Source organism: Streptomyces sp. A01, from assembly GCF_059026195.1.
Genome location: NZ_JBWLKN010000038.1, coordinates 24,099 through 40,371 on the forward strand (window position 1 = coordinate 24,099; position 16,273 = coordinate 40,371).

Sequence of the window (16,273 nt, forward strand, 5' to 3'; positions counted from 1 at the left end):
GCAGGGGGCGCCGGGTGAGGCCGAGCCCGGAGGAACGAGCCGTGGGAAAGTGCTGTGAGAAATCGATAGGAGGCGGACGTGGCGCCGGGTGATACTCGGGCACGTGTTCCTGACGATCACCACCACCGGTACCGACGAGAGCCCTGCGACCGATCTTGGATTCTTGCTGCACAAGCATCCTGACAAGGCGCAACAGTTCTCGACCTCCCATGGCACGGCCCATGTCCTCTACCCCGAGGCGTCGCCCGAGCGCTGTACGGCGGCGCTGCTGCTCGAAGTTGACGCGGTCGCGCTGGTCCGCCGGGCGAGGGGCGGGAAGGGCGGCGGCGCGCCCGCCGGGGGCGCCACGCTCGGCCAGTACGTCAACGACCGGCCGTACGCGGCGTCGTCGCTGCTGGCCGTGGCGCTCAGCGCGGTGTTCTCCAGCGCGCTCAAGGGCCAGTGCAAGGCGCGCCCCGACCTGGTCGAGCGGCTGCTGCCGCTGCGCGTCGAGGTGCCCGTGCTGCCCGCGCGAGGCGGCCCGGCGCTGGTGGAGCGGCTGTTCGCGCCGCTTGGCTGGACGGTGGAGGCCACGCCGGTGCCGCTGGACGAGCGGTTCCCCGAGTGGGGCGACTCGCGGTACGTACGTCTGGTGCTTGAGAGGCGGTCACGGCTGGCCGACGCGCTGCGCCAGTTGTACGTGCTGCTGCCGGTGCTGGATGACGCCAAGCATTACTGGGTGGCGCCCGACGAGGTGGACAAGCTGCTGCGGTCCGGCGAGGGCTGGCTGGCGAACCACCCCGAGCACCAGCTGATCACCGACCGCTACCTCGTCCGGCACGGGTCGTTCACCCGCGAGGCGCTGGAGCGGCTCGAACTCGCCCGGCTCGCCGAGGCGGACGACAGCGAGCCCGAGCGGTTCGACAACGCGGTGGACGAGGCCAGCGACACCGAAGAGGCGCCGGTGCCGCTCGCCGTGCGGCGTCGCGAGGCGCTCATCACCGCGCTGCGTGAGACCGGGGCGACGCGGGTGCTCGATCTCGGCTGCGGGCAGGGCCAGCTGGTGGGCGAGCTGCTCAAGGACGCACGGTTCACCGAGGTCGTCGGCGTCGATGTGTCGATGCGCGCCCTCAGCACGACGGCGCGCAGGCTGCGCCTCGCGCAGCTGCCGGAGCGCCAGGCGGACCGCGTACGGCTGCTTCAGGGCTCGCTCGCGTACACCGACAGCAGGCTGAAAGGCTACGACGCGGCCGTGCTGAGCGAGGTGATCGAGCATGTCGACCTGCCCCGGCTGCCCGCCCTTGAGTACGCGGTGTTCGGGGCGGCGCGGCCGCGAGTGGTGCTGGTGACCACGCCGAACGCGGAGTACAACGTGCGCTGGGAGACCCTTCCCGCCGGGCATGTACGGCATGCCGACCACCGCTTCGAGTGGTCCCGTGAGGAGTTCCGCAGCTGGGCGCTTGAGGTGGCGGAACGGCACGCTTACGACGTGGAGTTCAGGCCCGTCGGCCCGGACGACCCCGAGGTCGGACCTCCGACGCAGCTCGCGGTCTTCACCAACGTCAAGAAGAAGGACGTGAAGAACGACGTCAAGAACGACGCAAAGAAGAACGACGCGAAGAAGGCCGTAGAGAAGTCCGCACCGCGCCCCACCGGCCCCCAGCCGCAGGGCGAGGCCCGGCCCCCAGCCCCGACGCACGCCCCGACGCGGGACCGGACCCCAGGCCAAGCCCCGGAGTCCCCGGAACCAGCCCCGGAACACGCCCCGGGCCCGATGAGCCCGAAGGAGGAGAAGGCCGCATGACCAGCGAGACGCCCAGCGCGACGCCGAACGAGACGCCGAACGAGACGCCCAGTGAGATGGCCGTCGAGACGCCCGGCGGGGCATCCGGGGAACCGGTCAGCGGGATAGCGGACGAGGCGCCCGGCGCGCGCCCGCTCGACGTGACCGACCTGTCCCTCGTGGTGCTCGTCGGCGCCACCGGCTCCGGAAAGTCCAGCTTCGCCGCCAAACACTTCAAGCCCACCGAGGTGCTGTCCTCCGACTTCTGCCGTGGGCTGGTCAGCGACGACGAGAACGACCAGAGCGCCAGCGCCGACGCCTTCGAGATGCTGCACTACATCGCGGGCAAGCGGCTCGCCGCCGGGCGGCTGACCGTCATCGACGCGACCAACGTCCAGCCGGAGAGCCGTAAGCAACTCGTCGCGCTGGCCCGGCAGTTCGATGTGCTGCCCATCGCCATCGTGCTCGACGTGCCCGAGCAGGTCTGCGCCGAGCGCAACGCCGCAAGGCCCGACCGGGCCGCGCTGCCGCGCCATGTCGTCCAGCGCCACCAGCGCGAGCTGCGGCGTTCACTGCGGCACCTGGAGCGCGAGGGGTTCCGCAAGGTGCACGTCCTGCGTGGTGTCGAGGAGGTCGAAAGCGCCACGGTCACGCTGGTGAGGCGCTACAACGACCTGCGGCACCATACCGGCCCCTTCGACATCATCGGCGACATCCACGGCTGCCGCGCCGAGCTGGAGACCCTGCTCGGCAAGCTGGGCTATGCCCTACGGCGGGATGCGTCGGGCCGCCCCGTGGACGCCGCGCACGCCGAGGGGCGCACGGCTGTCTTCGTCGGCGACCTCGTCGACCGGGGCCCGGACAGCCCCGGGGTGCTGCGCCTGGTCATGGGCATGGTGGCGTCCGGTGCGGCGCTGTGCGTGCCCGGTAACCACGAGAACAAGCTCGGCCGCTACCTGGCGGGCAGCACCGTGCGGCACGCGCACGGCCTCGCCGAGACCATCGAGCAGCTGGCGAAGGAGGACGCCGACGACCCCGCGTTCCGCGACCGGGTCAGGGAGTTCGTCCGGTCGCTGATCAGCCACTATGTGCTGGACGGCGGGAAGCTGGTGGTCTGCCATGCCGGGCTGCCGGAGAAGTACCACGGCCGCAGCTCCGGCCGGGTGCGCTCCTTCGCGCTGTACGGGGAGACGACGGGCGAGACCGACGAGTTCGGGCTGCCGGTGCGCTATCCGTGGGCCGAGGACTACCGGGGCCGGGCCGCTGTCGTCTACGGCCACACGCCGGTTCCCCGGCCGTCCTGGCTGAACAACACCATCTGCCTCGACACCGGCTGCGTCTTCGGCGGGTCCCTGACCGCGCTGCGCTGGCCGGAGCGCGAGCTGGTCAGCACCCCCGCCGAGCGGGTCTGGTACGAGCCGGTCAAGCCGCTCGCCAGCGAGGCGCCCGGCGGAGCCGACGGTCGCCCGCTCGACCTCACCGACGTCTCCGGGCGCCGGGTGGTCGAAACCCGGCAGCACGGCCGCGTCGCGGTGAAGGAGGAGAACGCGGCCGCCGCCCTGGAGGTGATGAGCCGGTTCGCCGTGGACCCACGGCTGCTCGCCTATCTGCCGCCGACCATGGCGCCCTGCGCGACCTCCAAGGAGCCCGGTTATCTGGAGCACCCCGCTGAGACGTTCGCCGCGTACCGCGCGGACGGTGTGCGGCACGTGGTGTGCCAGGAGAAGCACATGGGTTCCCGGGCTGTGGCCCTGGTCTGCCGTGACGCGGACGTCGCACGGGAGCGCTTCGGCGCGCCGGAGGGTGTGACCGGCGCGCTGCACACCCGTACCGGGCGGTCGTTCCTCACCGACGCCGAGCTGACGGGGCGCGTCCTGCGCGGGATCGGCGATGCCATCGGCCAGGCCGGGCTGTGGGCGGAGCTGGACACGGACTGGCTGCTCATCGACGCCGAGCTGATGCCGTGGTCGCTGAAGGCGGAGGGGCTGCTGCGCTCCCAGTACGCGTCCGTGGGCGCGGCCGCGCGCACCGTGTTCCCCCCGGCGCTCGGGGCGCTGGAGGCGGCGGCCGCGCGCGGCGTGGACGTGGCGGAGCTGCTGGGACGGCAGCGCGAGCGGGCGGTGGACGCGGAGGCGTTCACCGAGGCGTACCGGCGCTACTGCTGGCCCGTCGACGGGCTGGACGGTGTGCGGCTCGCCCCCTTCCAGCTGCTCGCGGCGCAGGGCCGCAATCTCGCCTCCGTACCGCATGACGAGCAACTGGGCTGGCTCGACCGGCTCGTCGAAGGCGACGCTGGCGGGCTGCTGCGCCGCACCGGCCGTCTCTTTGTCGACACCGAGGACGACGCGTCGGTGGCCGCGGGTATGCAGTGGTGGCTTGACCTCACCGCGGGCGGCGGTGAGGGCATGGTCGTCAAGCCGGTCCAGGCGCTGGCGCGTACGGAGGCGGGCAAGCTGGTGCAGCCGGGCATCAAGTGCCGGGGCCGGGAGTACCTGCGCGTCATCTACGGTCCCGAGTACACCCGCCCGGAGAACCTGGAGCGGCTGCGGGCGCGGCAGCTGGGCCACAAGCGCTCGCTCGCCCTGCGGGAGTACGCGCTGGGTCTGGAGGCACTGGACCGGCTCGCCGGTGGCGAGCCGCTGTGGCGGGTGCACGAGGCGGTGTTCGCGGTCCTCGCGCTGGAGGCGGAGCCGGTCGATCCGCGGCTGTGACGGCCGTGAGTGCCATGACGGCGGTGACCGCGGTGACGGTTGCCGACAGTTGTCGGCAAGTCTCCGTCCGCCTCGGCGTTCCCGTCGGTCTCCGCAGCCCCGTCCGGCTCCGTCGCCCCCCGCCGCTGTCCCGTCCGTCCGCCCCGCCTGCCCGTCGCCCGGCGCGGTTCCTGCCGCCCGGGCGCGGGCGGGGCACGGGGCCAGGCGCCGGGCAGGACGGGGGCACGGAGCCCGGCGGCGGGCAGGACAGGGCGGTGACGGCGGCGGGGCAGACGGCGGCTGGGCGCGGCGGTGAGGTGATCGAACCGGTCCGCAGGCGATGTGCGGCGGCCGGCTTGGGGACAGGATAGGTCTATGGGATTCCATGTCGACTCAGAGGCCGGGCGGCTCCGCCGCGTCATCTTGCACCGCCCTGATCTGGAGCTGAAGCGGCTCACGCCGAGCAACAAGGACGCACTGCTCTTCGACGACGTGCTGTGGGTGCGGCGCGCCCGGCAGGAGCACGACGGGTTCGCTGACGTGCTGCGCGACCGGGGTGTCGAGGTGCATCTCTTCGGCGATCTGCTGGCGGAGAGCCTTGAGGTGCCCGAGGCGCGGACGCTCGTACTCGACCGCGTCTTCGACGAGAAGGAGTACGGCCCACTGGCCACCGATCACCTGCGGACCGCCTACGAGAAGCTGACAGCGGCCGAGCTGGCCGAGGCGCTGGTCGGAGGGGAGACCAAGCGGGAGTTCCTGGAGCGGCAGCCGGAGCCGGTGTCCGTGCGCTTCCACGCCATGGAGCCGGACGACTTCGTGGTGCATCCGCTGCCCAATCACCTCTTCACCCGCGACGCTTCGGCCTGGGTGTACGACGGGGTGTCCATCAACGCGATGCGCTGGCCCGCACGTTGGCACGAGACGGTGCACTACGAGGCGGTGTACCGGCATCATCCGCTGTTCGCCGACGGCGGCTTCCACGTCTGGTCGGAGGGGCAGGCGGCCTACCCCTCCACCATCGAGGGCGGCGATGTCCTGGTCATCGGCAATGGCGCCGTGCTCATCGGAATGAGCGAGCGGACGACCCCGCAGGCCGTGGAGATGCTGGCGCGCGGGCTGTTCGCCGCCGGTTCCGCCCGTACGATCGTGGCGCTCGACATGCCCAAGCGGCGGGCGTTCATGCACCTGGACACGGTGATGACCATGGTCGACGGGGACACCTTCACGCAGTACGCGGGGCTGGGGATGCTCCGCTCGTACACCATCGAACCGGGCGCGGAAGAGCGCGAGCTGAAGGTCACCGACCACCCGCCGGAGCACATGCACCGGGCCATAGCGGCGGCCCTGGGCCTGGACGCGATCCGGGTGCTGACCGCGACCCAGGATGTGCACGCGGCCGAGCGTGAGCAGTGGGACGACGGCTGCAACGTGCTGGCGGTCGAGCCGGGCGTGGTCGTCGCGTACGAGCGCAACGCCACCACCAACACCTCCCTGCGCAAGCGCGGGATCGAGGTGATCACGATCCCGGGCAGCGAACTGGGCCGGGGCCGGGGCGGCCCTCGCTGTATGAGCTGCCCGGTCGAGCGCGATCCGGTCTAGCGCACATCCGCGTGTTCGCACATCCGCGTGCTCCCGTGCTCCCGTGCTCCCGTGCTCCCGTGCTGGCGTATCCACGCCTTCGCGTAGGGCGTGCGAGGGGCGCCGCGCGCGTCACCGCGCGACCATGGCGACCGGGCGGCGAGCCCGGCAGCACCGCACTGGTTGCATATTAATGCTGAGCTTCGTATATGCTTCCGGGGTTTTCCCGACTGCTGTGACTGAACGCTGTGACCTAGGAGCCTGCCATGGCGACAGATGCCCTCTCCGGCCGCCACTTCCTCAAGGAGGTGGACTTCACCGCCGACGAGTTCGTGCGTCTGGTCGAGCTGGCCGCCGAGCTGAAGGCCGCCAAGCGGGCGGGAACCGAGACCCGGCGGCTGACGGGCAAGAACATCGCCCTGATCTTCGAGAAGACCTCGACGCGCACCCGCTGCGCCTTCGAGGTCGCGGCGGCCGACCAGGGGGCGTCGACGACCTACCTGGACCCGAACGGCTCCCAGATCGGCCACAAGGAGTCCGTCAAGGACACCGCGCGCGTGCTGGGGCGGATGTTCGACGCGATCCAGTACCGCGGCGCCGACCAGGACGTCGTCGAGGAACTGGCCGCGCATGCCGGGGTGCCGGTCTTCAACGGCCTCACCGACCAGTGGCACCCCACGCAGATGCTCGCCGACGTGCTCACCATGAGCGAGCACAGCGAGAAGGGGCTGAGTGAGATCGCGTACGCCTACCTCGGTGACGCCCGCTACAACATGGGTAACTCCTACCTGGTCACCGCCGCGCTGCTGGGCATGGACGTGCGGATCGTCGCCCCGAAGCCGCTGTGGCCCGACGACGAGATCGTCGTGTGCGCCCACCGGCTCGCCGAAGCCTCGGGCGCCCGCATCACCCTCACGGAGGACGTCGGCGAGGGCGTGCGGGGCGCGGACTTCGTCGCCACCGACATCTGGGTGTCGATGGGGGAGCCCAAGGAGATGTGGGATGAGCGGATCGCCCTGCTCGGCCCGTACGCCGTGACGATGGACGTGCTGCGTGCCACGGGCAATCCGGCGGTGCGCTTCATGCACTGCCTGCCCGCCTTCCACGACCTCGGCACGAGCATCGGCCGGGAGATCCACGAGCGGCACGGGCTGACCTCGCTGGAGGTCACCGACGAGGTCTTCGAATCCGAGCATTCCGTGGTGTTCGACGAGGCGGAGAACCGGATGCACACGATCAAGGCGGTGCTGGTCGCCTCGCTGGCGGAGTGACCGGCGCCGCGCGTCGCGGACCCGACCCGGGGGCGGGCATGGCGACGGCGGGCAATGAGTGAATAGTCATACAGCGTCCGTGCGGGGTGCATGGTTAGGATGACGCCATTCAGTGGGGTTCGAGCTCACCGGCTCGGGCCCCACTTCTGCGCGCCCGCGCAGATCCGGCAGCTCCCGCAGTCCCGGAAACCCGCAGTACCGCAGCACCGCAGCACCCCCGGAATCCCAGAACGCATTCTCCCGAGCAGATTCTCCGGGCGCCGGCCAGGCGTACCGGAGCAGCGCCCACCCGCGCACCCCGCCAGCCGGGCCGCCCACCCCACGCGGTCAGTACCACCTGCGAGACCGAGAAGAGAACCACCCCATGCGTCCGCGTTCCCCGCGCATCAAGTCCCCCGACCTGCTCATCGCCGAGTCCGGCGCGGACCTCGAAGGCCACGGCCTCAAACGCACCATGGGGCTCTTCCAGCTCGTGTGCTTCGGTGTCGGAGCCATCGTCGGTACCGGCATCTTCGTCGGGCTCTCCGACACGGTCGCCGAGGCCGGTCCCGCGACCGTCATCTCGTTCGTCCTGGCCGCTGTGACCTGCGTCCTCACCGCGTTCTCCTTCGCGGAGCTGGGCGGCGCCATCCCGGTCTCGGGCAGTTCCTACTCCTACGCGTACGCGACCCTCGGCGAGGGTGTGGCGTTCCTGACCGGCTGGTGCCTGCTGCTGGAGTACGGCGTGTCGGTCTCGGCCGTCGCGGTGGGCTGGGGGCAGTACCTCAACGAGCTGCTGCAGAGCCTGACCGGCTGGCACCTGCCCGCCGCGCTCTCCAGCGGCCCCAGCGAGGGCGGTGTCGTCAATGTGCCCGCCGTGATCGTGATCGCGCTGGCCGCGACGCTGCTGGTGCGCGGGGTGCGGGAGAGCGCCCGCGCGACCGCGGCGATGGCCGTCCTGAAGATCGGCGTGCTGGTCCTCTTCTGCGTGATCGCCTTCACGGCCTACGAGGCGGGAAACCTGACCCCGTTCGCCGGGCACGGCGTCGCCGGGGTGACCGCCGGTGCCTCGGTGGCCTTCTTCTCGTACATCGGCTTCGACGCGATCACCACGGCCGGCGAGGAAGTGAAGAACCCGCGCAGGAACGTTCCGCTCGCCATCATGATCTGCATCGGTGTCGTCACGCTGCTCTACTGCCTGGTCGCCGTCGCCGCGATCGGCGCGATGTCGGCCGACGACGTCGCGGGCAAGCCCGCGGCCCTCTCCATGATCGTCAACCAGGTCACCGACTCGACCGTGGGCGGCGGCGTCATCGCCTTCGGCGCCGTGGTGGCCATCGCCTCCGTCGTCCTGGCGGTGATGTACGGGCAGACCCGCATCCTGATGTCGATGTCCCGCGACGGCCTGGTGCCCCGTGTCTTCGAGCGGATCTCGCCCGTGACGTCGACCCCCGTGGCCAACACGTGGATCGTCGCGGCGGTCTTCGCGGTACCGGCCGCCTTCGTGCCGCTCGACGTGGTGCTCGACCTGACCACCATCGGGACGCTCGCCGTGATGGTCGTGGTCAATGTGAGCGTGATCGCCCTGCGCCGCTCCAGGCCCGGACTGCCCCGCCCCTTCCGGGCCCCGCTGTTCCCGCTGACCCCGGTGCTCGGCGTCGTCTGCGGCGTCTACCTGATGTACGGCACGGGCTCGACCGCCTGGCTGCAGTTCGGTGCCTTCGTGTTGCTGGGCGTGCTGGTGTACCTCGGATACGGGCGGCGCCGCTCACGGCTGGCCGCCAGGGCCGCCGCGGCGGACGTGGCCGACGACGCTCCGCTGGAGTCGTCCTCTTCGCGGGCGTGACGCCGGAGCCGGGGACGGGGCCGGGGCGGCGACCGTGGCCGGCACAGCTGCCGGCGGGGGCTACCCGGACGCCGCCGGCAGGACGAACCAGACGGCCTTGCCGTGCGGCGTGGGGCGGTAGCCGGAGTCCGCGCTGAGGGTCCTGATCAGCAGCAGGCCGCGGCCGTCCTCAGCGAGCTCGTGCGGGTCCGCCTGCGGCACCGGGCCTTCCAGGTGCGCGGGGACGTCCGGGTTCCGGTCGTGCACCTCGACCTGGCAGCCGGTCGGCAGTATCTCCACCACCAGCTCGATGGGCTCGTCGTCGGCGGTGTGCGCCACCGCGTTGCCGACCAGTTCGGCAGTCAGCAGCTCGGCGGTGTCGCAGTCCGGCATGTCGATGTCCGCCAGAGCCTTGCGGATCAGGGCGCGGGCGAGAGGCACGGCGGCCGGGCTGTGCGGCAGCGACACATGCCAGGAAGCGGCTGCGGCGGCTGGGGCGGGGCCGAGGCCGGAGCCAGGTCGGGCAGCGGGGCTGGGGCCGGTATCAGGGCCTGGATCGTGGTCGGACAAGGGAATCGTTCCTTCGGCGGAAGAGCGCCCTGGTGACGGGCACCTCTCTACCGTACGAAGCGGACATTTCGCCGGGCAGGGGCAGTCGGGCCCCAAAGACGGGACCTTCGCCACATCCGTGAGCCGAGCCGCGCCCAGGCCCCGCGCTCCGAGTCGGCAAACCCGCCCCCCAAATCGGCGCCGCACGCCCGCATGCCCGCATGCCCGCACGCGCGCATGCCCCACCCGCGCACGCCCGCGCGCCCCACCCGCGCGGCCGATGCGCACCGCGAGGCGGGCGGCGATCTCGCACGCCCCGCCCGCGCACGCCCGCGTGACCCGCTCCTGCGCCCTCCGTGTCCGTCGCTGGTCCGCCACTATCGCGTACTCGTGACGACAGTCACATTACGGTGATAGCTTCGATGGGCAGGCACCAGCCGTCCGGCTGAAGGAGACCGTGCGTATGAGTCCGTTCACCGGTTCCGCGTCACCCACCGACGAGTGGCGGCATCTGCGCCTCACGCTCGACGGCGCGGTCGCCACCGTCACCCTCGCCCGTCCCGAGAAGCTCAACGCGCTCACCTTCGGCGCGTACGCGGATCTGCGCGATCTGCTGGCCGAACTCTCCCGGGACCGATCGGTCCGCGCCCTGGTACTCGGCGGTGAGGGCCGCGGTTTCTGCTCCGGCGGCGATGTGGACGAGATCATCGGCGCGACGCTCGGCATGGAGACCGACGCTCTGCTCGACTTCAACCGGATGACCGGCCAGGTCGTCCGGGCGCTGCGGGAGTGCCCGTTCCCGGTGATCGCGTCGGTGCACGGCATCGCCGCGGGCGCGGGCGCTGTGCTCGCCCTCGCCGCCGACTTCCGGGTCGCCGACCCCTCCGCCCGCTTCGCCTTCCTCTTCACCAAGGTCGGTCTGTCCGGCGGCGACATGGGCGCCGCCTACCTGCTGCCCCGCGTCGTCGGGCTGGGGCACGCCACCCGGCTGCTGATGCTCGGCGACCCGGTGCGCGCGCCCGAGGCGGAGCGCATCGGCCTGATCAGCCAGCTCGCCGACGAGGGGCGCGCCGATATCGAGGCCGCAGTCCTGGCCCGCCGCCTCGCGGAAGGGCCCGCGCTCGGCTACGCGCAGACCAAGGCCCTGCTCACCGCCGAACTGGACATGCCGCTCGCCGCCTCGATCGAGCTCGACGCGTCCACCCAGGCGCTGCTCATGCACAGCGCCGACTACGCCGAATTCCACGCGGCCTTCACCGGCAAACGCGCGCCGAAGTGGCGGGGGCGGTAGCGGTGACCACGGCCGCCCGGGTCGCGGTCATCGGCGGCGGGCCCGGCGGGCTCTACGCGGCGGCGTTACTCAAGCGGCTGCGCCCCCAGCGCGAGGTCACCGTCTGGGAGCGTGGCGCGGCCGATACGACCTTCGGCTTCGGGGTGGTCCTGTCCGACGAGACACTCGGCGGGATCGAACACGCCGACCCCGTCGTCTACGAGGCGCTGCGCCGCGAGTTCGTCCGCTGGGACACCATCGACGTGGTCCACCGAGGACGGGTGCTGACGTCCGGTGGGCACGGCTTCTCGGCGATCGGCCGCCGCAGACTGCTGGAGATCCTGCACCAGCGGTGCCGTTCCCTGGGCGTGCGGCTGCGCTTCCGTACCTCGGCTCCGCCCGCCGCCGAGCTCGCCCGCGACCACGACCTGGTGATCGCCGCCGACGGCGTGCACAGCGCCACCCGCTCCGCGCACGCCGCCGCCTTCGGCCCCCGGCTGACCACCCACCGCTGCCGCTACGTCTGGCTCGCCGCCGACTTCGCGTTCGACGCGTTCCGCTTCGAGATCGCAGAGACCGAGCACGGAGTGCTGCAACTGCACGGCTACCCGTACGCCCAGCCGCCGCCGGAGTCCGGTGCGCGACGCCACGCCGGGCCCGCCGCTACCGGCGCGAGCACCGTGATCGTCGAGGCGCGCGAGGAGGTGTGGCGCAGGGCCGGTCTTGACCGGTGCGGGGAACGGGAGTCCGCCGAAGCCTGCGCGAAGCTCTTCGCCGACGCCCTCGACGGGCGGCCGCTGCGGGGCAACAACTCCGCCTGGACGGCTTTCCGTACGGTCGTCAACGACCGCTGGTCGCATGGCTCGATCGTGCTGCTCGGTGACGCCGCGCACTCCGCCCACTTCTCCATCGGCTCCGGCACCAAGCTGGCCGTCGAGGACGCGCTGGCGCTGGCCGCCTGCCTGGAGGAGCAGCCCGGTGTGGCGCAGGCGCTGGCCGCGTACGAGGCGGAGCGGCGCCCCGTCGTGGCGTCGACGCAGCGCGCGGCCCGCGCGAGCCTGGAATGGTTCGAGGGGCTGGCCGGATATCTCGGTCAGCCACCGCGCCAGTTCGCCTTCAACCTCCTCACCCGCAGCCGTCGCGTCACCCACGACAACCTGCGGCTGCGCGACGCCGGTTTCGTCGCCGCCGTCGAACGTGAGGCGGCGGTGCCGCCGGGCACACCGCCGATGTTCACGCCGCTGCGGCTGCGCGGCCTGACGCTGCGCAACCGCGTCGTGGTGTCCCCGATGGACATGTACTCGGCCAAGGACGGCACGCCCGGCGATTTCCACCTCGTCCATCTCGGCGCCCGGGCGCTGGGCGGCGCCGGACTGGTGATGACCGAGATGGTCTGTGTCAGCCCGACCGGCAGGATCACGCCAGGCTGCGCGGGCCTGTACACGGCGGAACACGAGAGCGCCTGGCGACGTGTCGTCGCCTTCGCGCATGACGCGTCACCGGGCGCGGCGATCGGTGTCCAGCTCGGCCACAGTGGCCGTAAGGGCTCCACCCGGCTGATGTGGGAGGGCATCGACGATCCGCTGCCGGACGGCAACTGGCCGCTGGTCGCCCCGTCCGCCCTGCCCTACCGTCCCGGCGTCAGCCAGACACCGCACGCGCTGGACGCCACCGGACTGACGGAGATACGCGACCAGTTCGCCGACGCGGCGCGGCGCGCGGCCCGCGCGGGCTTCGACCTCCTCGAACTGCACTGCGCCCACGGCTATCTGCTCTCCGGCTTCCTGTCCCCGCTCACCAACCACCGCACCGACGGCTACGGCGGCGACCTGCGGGGCCGCCTGCGCTACCCGCTGGAGGTGTTCGACGCGGTACGGGCCGTCTGGCCCGCCGACGCGCCCATGACGGTGCGGGTCTCCGCCACGGACTGGGCGGACGGCGGCACCACGGTGGACGACGCGGTCGCCATCGCGGCCGCCTTCACCGCCCACGGAGCCGACGCCATCGATGTGTCCACCGGCCAGGTCGTACCGGACGAGACGCCCGATTACGGTCGCTCGTACCAGACCCCGTACGCCGACCGCATCCGCAACGAGCTGGGCGTACGGGTCATCGCTGTCGGCGCGATCTCCTCCTGGGACGACGTCAACTCCCTGATCCTCGCGGGCCGCGCCGACCTCTGCGCCCTGGCCCGGCCCCACCTCTACGACCCGCACTGGACCCTGCACGCCGCCGCCGAACAGGGCTACAGCGGGCCTGCGGCGCCCTGGCCGGCGCAGTACCAGGCGGGCAGCCGCCGACCACCCACCGGACGGGTCGACGGCCCCAAACCACGCCTGGCGCTGGGCTCGTAACCGAGGACGCCTACCGGTCCTGCCGGTCCTGAGCCGGTCCTGAGCCGGTCCGGTCCGCCCGGGACGCCGCCGGAAGCCGCGAGCCCGCCGCCTTCGCGGCGGCGGGCTCGTCCGGCTCTTCCGGGCTGTGCCAGGCTCTTCCGGTGTGGGGGTCCTCAGGGCTGTGCCGGCCCGATGGGCGTCAGCTGGCCGTGGACCGGACGGTCTTCATGACCTTCTTGATGTCGGCGCCGGTCAGCGCGTTCGGGACGCCCTGGTCCGCGTAGATCACCCAGCCGTGCATGGTGCCGTCGGGCAGCTTCTGCGCGATGCTGTGCACGACGGCCGTCGGGGGGACGCAGCTGCTCGGGCGGTTGGTGACGGTGACCTTGGCGGTCGCCGTGTAACCCTCGATGCCGCCCTGCTTCCACGGCTTGGCCTGGCTGACCTCGATCTTGGGCTTGTGGTCCGGGCCACCGTACGCGGCGAAGCCCCAGTTGCCCGCCCAGTTGCGGGCGTTCTCCTGGAGCGTGCCGTCCTTGCCGCCGCCGGTGGTGCCGACCGTCGCGAGCTGCCCCTTGCCCGCCTCGCCGAGGACCTTGGGGTTGGGGCTCGACTCGCAGCCGCCCTCGCGGAAGTTGGCGACACCGGTCATGACGACGATCGGCTTGCCGTCCTTGCCGGTGTAGGAGAGGGCGGTGTCCTGGGGGAGGACCTTCCACTTGGCGGCCCTGGCGGGCACGTCGTAGCGGAAGTGGTGCTTCTTCTGGGTCTGCGTCTGCCATCCCGCGACGAGCGGCTTGTCAGCCGAGGGGTTCGCCGAGCCGGAGGGGTCCGCCGCGCCAGGAGAGGACGGCTTGGATGCCCCGGACGAGGGCGCCTTGGACTTCGCCGCGCCGGAGCTGTCGTCCGTGGCCGTGTCGCCGTTGTCGTTGCATCCGCTCAGAACGAGGGCTATGCCGACACCGGCGGCCGCGAGCAGCGTCTTGTGGCGCCGCCGCCGCACCGGGGCGGACTGCTGGTGCTGATGGGGCTGAAGGTTTTGCTGAGAGTTGTGTGACCGAGACATGCCAGCACCCTATGTGGTCTGCGCTTCTTCCTGCCCGGCAGGAGGGTGCCAGGGCGGCGGGGCCGCCCGGGTGCCGACAGGAATGACGGCATCAGTCGTGACCTGTGGTGATCTTACGGGCGCGACGTGGGCGCGACGTGGGCGCGGCGGGGCGCTCGCGCGGCGTTCCCGGCGCACGGGAGCGCACAGCCGGGGCGGGCGGTGAGCACCGCACTCCGGGAACTCCTGCTCTTGGCCTGAAATAGGCCCATCCGTTGATGTCCGCTTTTTGTCATCACAAGTACGGATAGGCGTAACAGTGCCAACACCGCCATCCCGGGTGGAACTCGAACTCCGGGTCAGCACAAGGAGGAGCCGAACCGATCATGCGAATCTCCAGCACTACGAGCAGCACTACGGGCACCACCAGCACCGGGGCCGCTGCCGCGTCGCGCGGCGCGCATGCCGCCCGTACCGCCCGCACCGCCGCCGGGGTCACCGTCGTGGCCGCGGCGCTGCTGACCACCGGGCTGGCCACGAGCGGCGCGAGCGCCAACGGCCGCTCGGCGGACGACCGTGCCACAGTCGTGGCGGCCGCCACCCCCACCTGCAAGCTCAGCGGACTGAAGGTGACGCTGGACAAGGGCGGCGTGCCGGACGGCGTCCGGAACGGCATGAGCCACGCGGGCATCTACCTGCGGTTCAAGAACACCACCGACCACACCTGCGTACTCCGCGGCTATCCGGGCCTGGGGCTGGAAAGCGCGGACCGCAAGGCACTCCCCACCAAGGCCGAATGGGGCTCTACCTGGTACGCGAAGGACCCGGGAAAGACCAATGTCCGCATAGAGCCGGGTGACTCGGCGTGGGCGGACATGGCCTGGACCCAGTCGGGCACAGACGCGGTGGAAGCCGGATACCTGAAGGTCACGCCACCCGCCGAGACCAGGTCCGCGACCCTGCGGTTCGACCGGGTCGTGGACTGGGGGCGGCTGCAGGTGACGGCGTTGGCGGACCAGCCGCCGAAGATCGGCTGACGCCCGGCGAGCGGCCGGGGCCGCCGGACCTGGCGTGAAGCGGGGGTCAGTCGCTGTCCTGCCCGGTGGCGAAACGGCGCGCCTCGCGCCGGCCCGCGTAGCGTTCCTTGCGGTTGCCGGCCCTGGCCATGCGCTGCCGTTCCTTGATGCAGGAGCGCACACCGCATCCCGAACAGCAGGTGCGGCGGAACAGCAGCATGCCGGGGTGTTCCCACTGGCAGCGGGTGTCCGCGTCCTCCCGCGTCGGGTTCTGCGGCAGATCGCAGGCGCCGTAGCGGTGATCGTGGACGGGCCGGGGACGGTGCTCCATGAAGCGCACCCACAACGGCTTCGTCCTGTCCGTACGGGACATCTCGTTCCTTCCGGAACCGCCGCCCGGGCTCCCGGACCTTCCGGGCGGGCGGCTAGGTTCGCCACTTCATGGCGACACGCTCCTTCCTTTGTCCGCGGCACCGGCCGGGCGGAATCCCGTTCCCCTCGTGAGGGGATGTCCCGGTGAATACAGGTGGATGCACCAGGGTGACCACGCCATCCATGGCAGCCCCGGCTGGCAGTGGCTAGCCGATGAGGGTCGTTTTCGGGCGGACCACGCAGAATTCGTTGCCCTCAGGGTCGGCGAGGACCGTCCATGACTCGGTGCCGGTCTGGCCGACGTCCACCCGGCGTGCTCCCAGGGCGAGGACGCGCTCGATCTCGGCGTTCCGGTCCTCCGGTGCGGACGTCAGGTCCAGGTGGAGGCGGTTCTTGCCGGCCTTCTGGTCGGTCACCGGCATGAAGCAGATGCCGACCGGGGCGGTCTTGTCGGGGCCGATCACGACCTCGCGTTCGCGTTCGGAGAGGATCTTCCAGTTCAGCACCTGGGCCCAGAACCGGGCCAGCCCGGGCAGGTCGTGGGCGTCGATGACGATGTGGTGCAGCGCGATGGGCATGA

At 71.6% G+C, this 16,273-nt stretch carries 12 protein-coding genes; 8 read left to right on the plus strand and 4 right to left on the minus strand.

The annotated features are described in order from the left end of the window. Positions 1–103: 103 nt before the first annotated feature. The 5 genes from AC5P1B_RS32490 to AC5P1B_RS32510 all read left to right on the plus strand — a co-directional run bounded on the left by AC5P1B_RS32490 (position 104) and on the right by AC5P1B_RS32510 (position 9,126). Positions 104–1,783 (plus strand): 3' terminal RNA ribose 2'-O-methyltransferase Hen1, encoded by a 1,680-nt coding sequence (locus tag AC5P1B_RS32490; protein ID WP_493891591.1) that lies wholly within the window; start codon positions 104–106, stop codon positions 1,781–1,783. Next, positions 1,780–4,473, plus strand: coding sequence for a polynucleotide kinase-phosphatase (locus AC5P1B_RS32495; RefSeq protein ID WP_493891592.1), 2,694 nt, complete (start codon positions 1,780–1,782; stop codon positions 4,471–4,473). Before AC5P1B_RS32490 ends, AC5P1B_RS32495 begins: the two co-directional genes overlap by 4 nt. Positions 4,474–4,827: 354 nt before the next feature. Beyond that, positions 4,828–6,051 (plus strand): arginine deiminase, encoded by a 1,224-nt coding sequence (locus AC5P1B_RS32500; protein ID WP_493891593.1) that lies wholly within the window; start codon positions 4,828–4,830, stop codon positions 6,049–6,051. Between the two features lie 245 nt (positions 6,052–6,296). After that, entirely contained in the window at positions 6,297–7,301 is a 1,005-nt protein-coding gene (gene argF, locus AC5P1B_RS32505) for an ornithine carbamoyltransferase (RefSeq protein ID WP_493891594.1), read from the plus strand. A gap of 364 nt (positions 7,302–7,665) precedes the next feature. Then, a complete protein-coding gene (locus AC5P1B_RS32510) occupies positions 7,666–9,126 on the plus strand; it encodes an amino acid permease (protein ID WP_493891595.1) in 1,461 nt (486 codons plus the stop codon). 60 nt (positions 9,127–9,186) lie between these two features. Here AC5P1B_RS32510 and AC5P1B_RS32515 read toward each other — a convergent pair whose 3' ends face one another. Continuing rightward, complete coding sequence (locus tag AC5P1B_RS32515; protein WP_493891614.1) at positions 9,187–9,573, minus strand: ATP-binding protein; 387 nt, start codon at positions 9,571–9,573, stop codon at positions 9,187–9,189. Positions 9,574–10,117: 544 nt separating this feature from the next. Between AC5P1B_RS32515 and AC5P1B_RS32520 the strand changes: the two genes are divergently transcribed. Continuing rightward, on the plus strand, positions 10,118–10,945 hold the full coding sequence (locus AC5P1B_RS32520) for an enoyl-CoA hydratase family protein (RefSeq protein WP_493891596.1): 828 nt from the start codon (positions 10,118–10,120) through the stop codon (positions 10,943–10,945). 2 nt (positions 10,946–10,947) lie between these two features. Continuing rightward, positions 10,948–13,278: a bifunctional salicylyl-CoA 5-hydroxylase/oxidoreductase gene (locus AC5P1B_RS32525; RefSeq protein WP_493891597.1), complete on the plus strand. Its 2,331-nt coding sequence runs from the start codon at positions 10,948–10,950 to the stop codon at positions 13,276–13,278. A 181-nt stretch (positions 13,279–13,459) separates the two neighbouring features. Here AC5P1B_RS32525 and AC5P1B_RS32530 read toward each other — a convergent pair whose 3' ends face one another. Continuing rightward, the gene (locus AC5P1B_RS32530; protein WP_493891598.1) at positions 13,460–14,326 is read right to left on the minus strand and encodes a DUF8017 domain-containing protein; all 867 of its coding nucleotides are present in this window, start codon (positions 14,324–14,326) and stop codon (positions 13,460–13,462) included. 365 nt (positions 14,327–14,691) lie between these two features. On the opposite strand from AC5P1B_RS32530, the gene AC5P1B_RS32535 reads away from it, so the two are divergent. After that, on the plus strand, positions 14,692–15,342 hold the full coding sequence (locus AC5P1B_RS32535; protein ID WP_493891599.1) for a DUF4232 domain-containing protein: 651 nt from the start codon (positions 14,692–14,694) through the stop codon (positions 15,340–15,342). A 46-nt stretch (positions 15,343–15,388) separates the two neighbouring features. On the opposite strand, the gene AC5P1B_RS32540 is transcribed toward AC5P1B_RS32535, so the two are convergent. Further along, a complete protein-coding gene (locus AC5P1B_RS32540) occupies positions 15,389–15,694 on the minus strand; it encodes a hypothetical protein (protein ID WP_493891600.1) in 306 nt (101 codons plus the stop codon). Between the two features lie 205 nt (positions 15,695–15,899). After that, a complete protein-coding gene (locus AC5P1B_RS32545) occupies positions 15,900–16,271 on the minus strand; it encodes a VOC family protein (RefSeq protein WP_493891601.1) in 372 nt (123 codons plus the stop codon). Positions 16,272–16,273 lie beyond the last annotated feature (2 nt).

Excerpts from the sequence above, each read along its gene's own strand:
- argF (WP_493891594.1), top strand. The coding sequence starts at position 6,297 with ATGGCGACAGATGCCCTCTCCGGCCGCCACTTCCTCAAGGAGGTGGAC.
- AC5P1B_RS32545 (WP_493891601.1), bottom strand. The coding sequence starts at position 16,271 with ATGCCCATCGCGCTGCACCACATCGTCATCGACGCCCACGACCTGCCC.
- AC5P1B_RS32510 (WP_493891595.1), top strand. The coding sequence starts at position 7,666 with ATGCGTCCGCGTTCCCCGCGCATCAAGTCCCCCGACCTGCTCATCGCC.
- AC5P1B_RS32535 (WP_493891599.1), top strand. The coding sequence starts at position 14,692 with ATGCGAATCTCCAGCACTACGAGCAGCACTACGGGCACCACCAGCACC.
- AC5P1B_RS32520 (WP_493891596.1), top strand. The coding sequence starts at position 10,118 with ATGAGTCCGTTCACCGGTTCCGCGTCACCCACCGACGAGTGGCGGCAT.
- AC5P1B_RS32540 (WP_493891600.1), bottom strand. The coding sequence starts at position 15,694 with ATGTCCCGTACGGACAGGACGAAGCCGTTGTGGGTGCGCTTCATGGAG.
- AC5P1B_RS32495 (WP_493891592.1), top strand. The coding sequence starts at position 1,780 with ATGACCAGCGAGACGCCCAGCGCGACGCCGAACGAGACGCCGAACGAG.
- AC5P1B_RS32500 (WP_493891593.1), top strand. The coding sequence starts at position 4,828 with ATGGGATTCCATGTCGACTCAGAGGCCGGGCGGCTCCGCCGCGTCATC.
- AC5P1B_RS32530 (WP_493891598.1), bottom strand. The coding sequence starts at position 14,326 with ATGTCTCGGTCACACAACTCTCAGCAAAACCTTCAGCCCCATCAGCAC.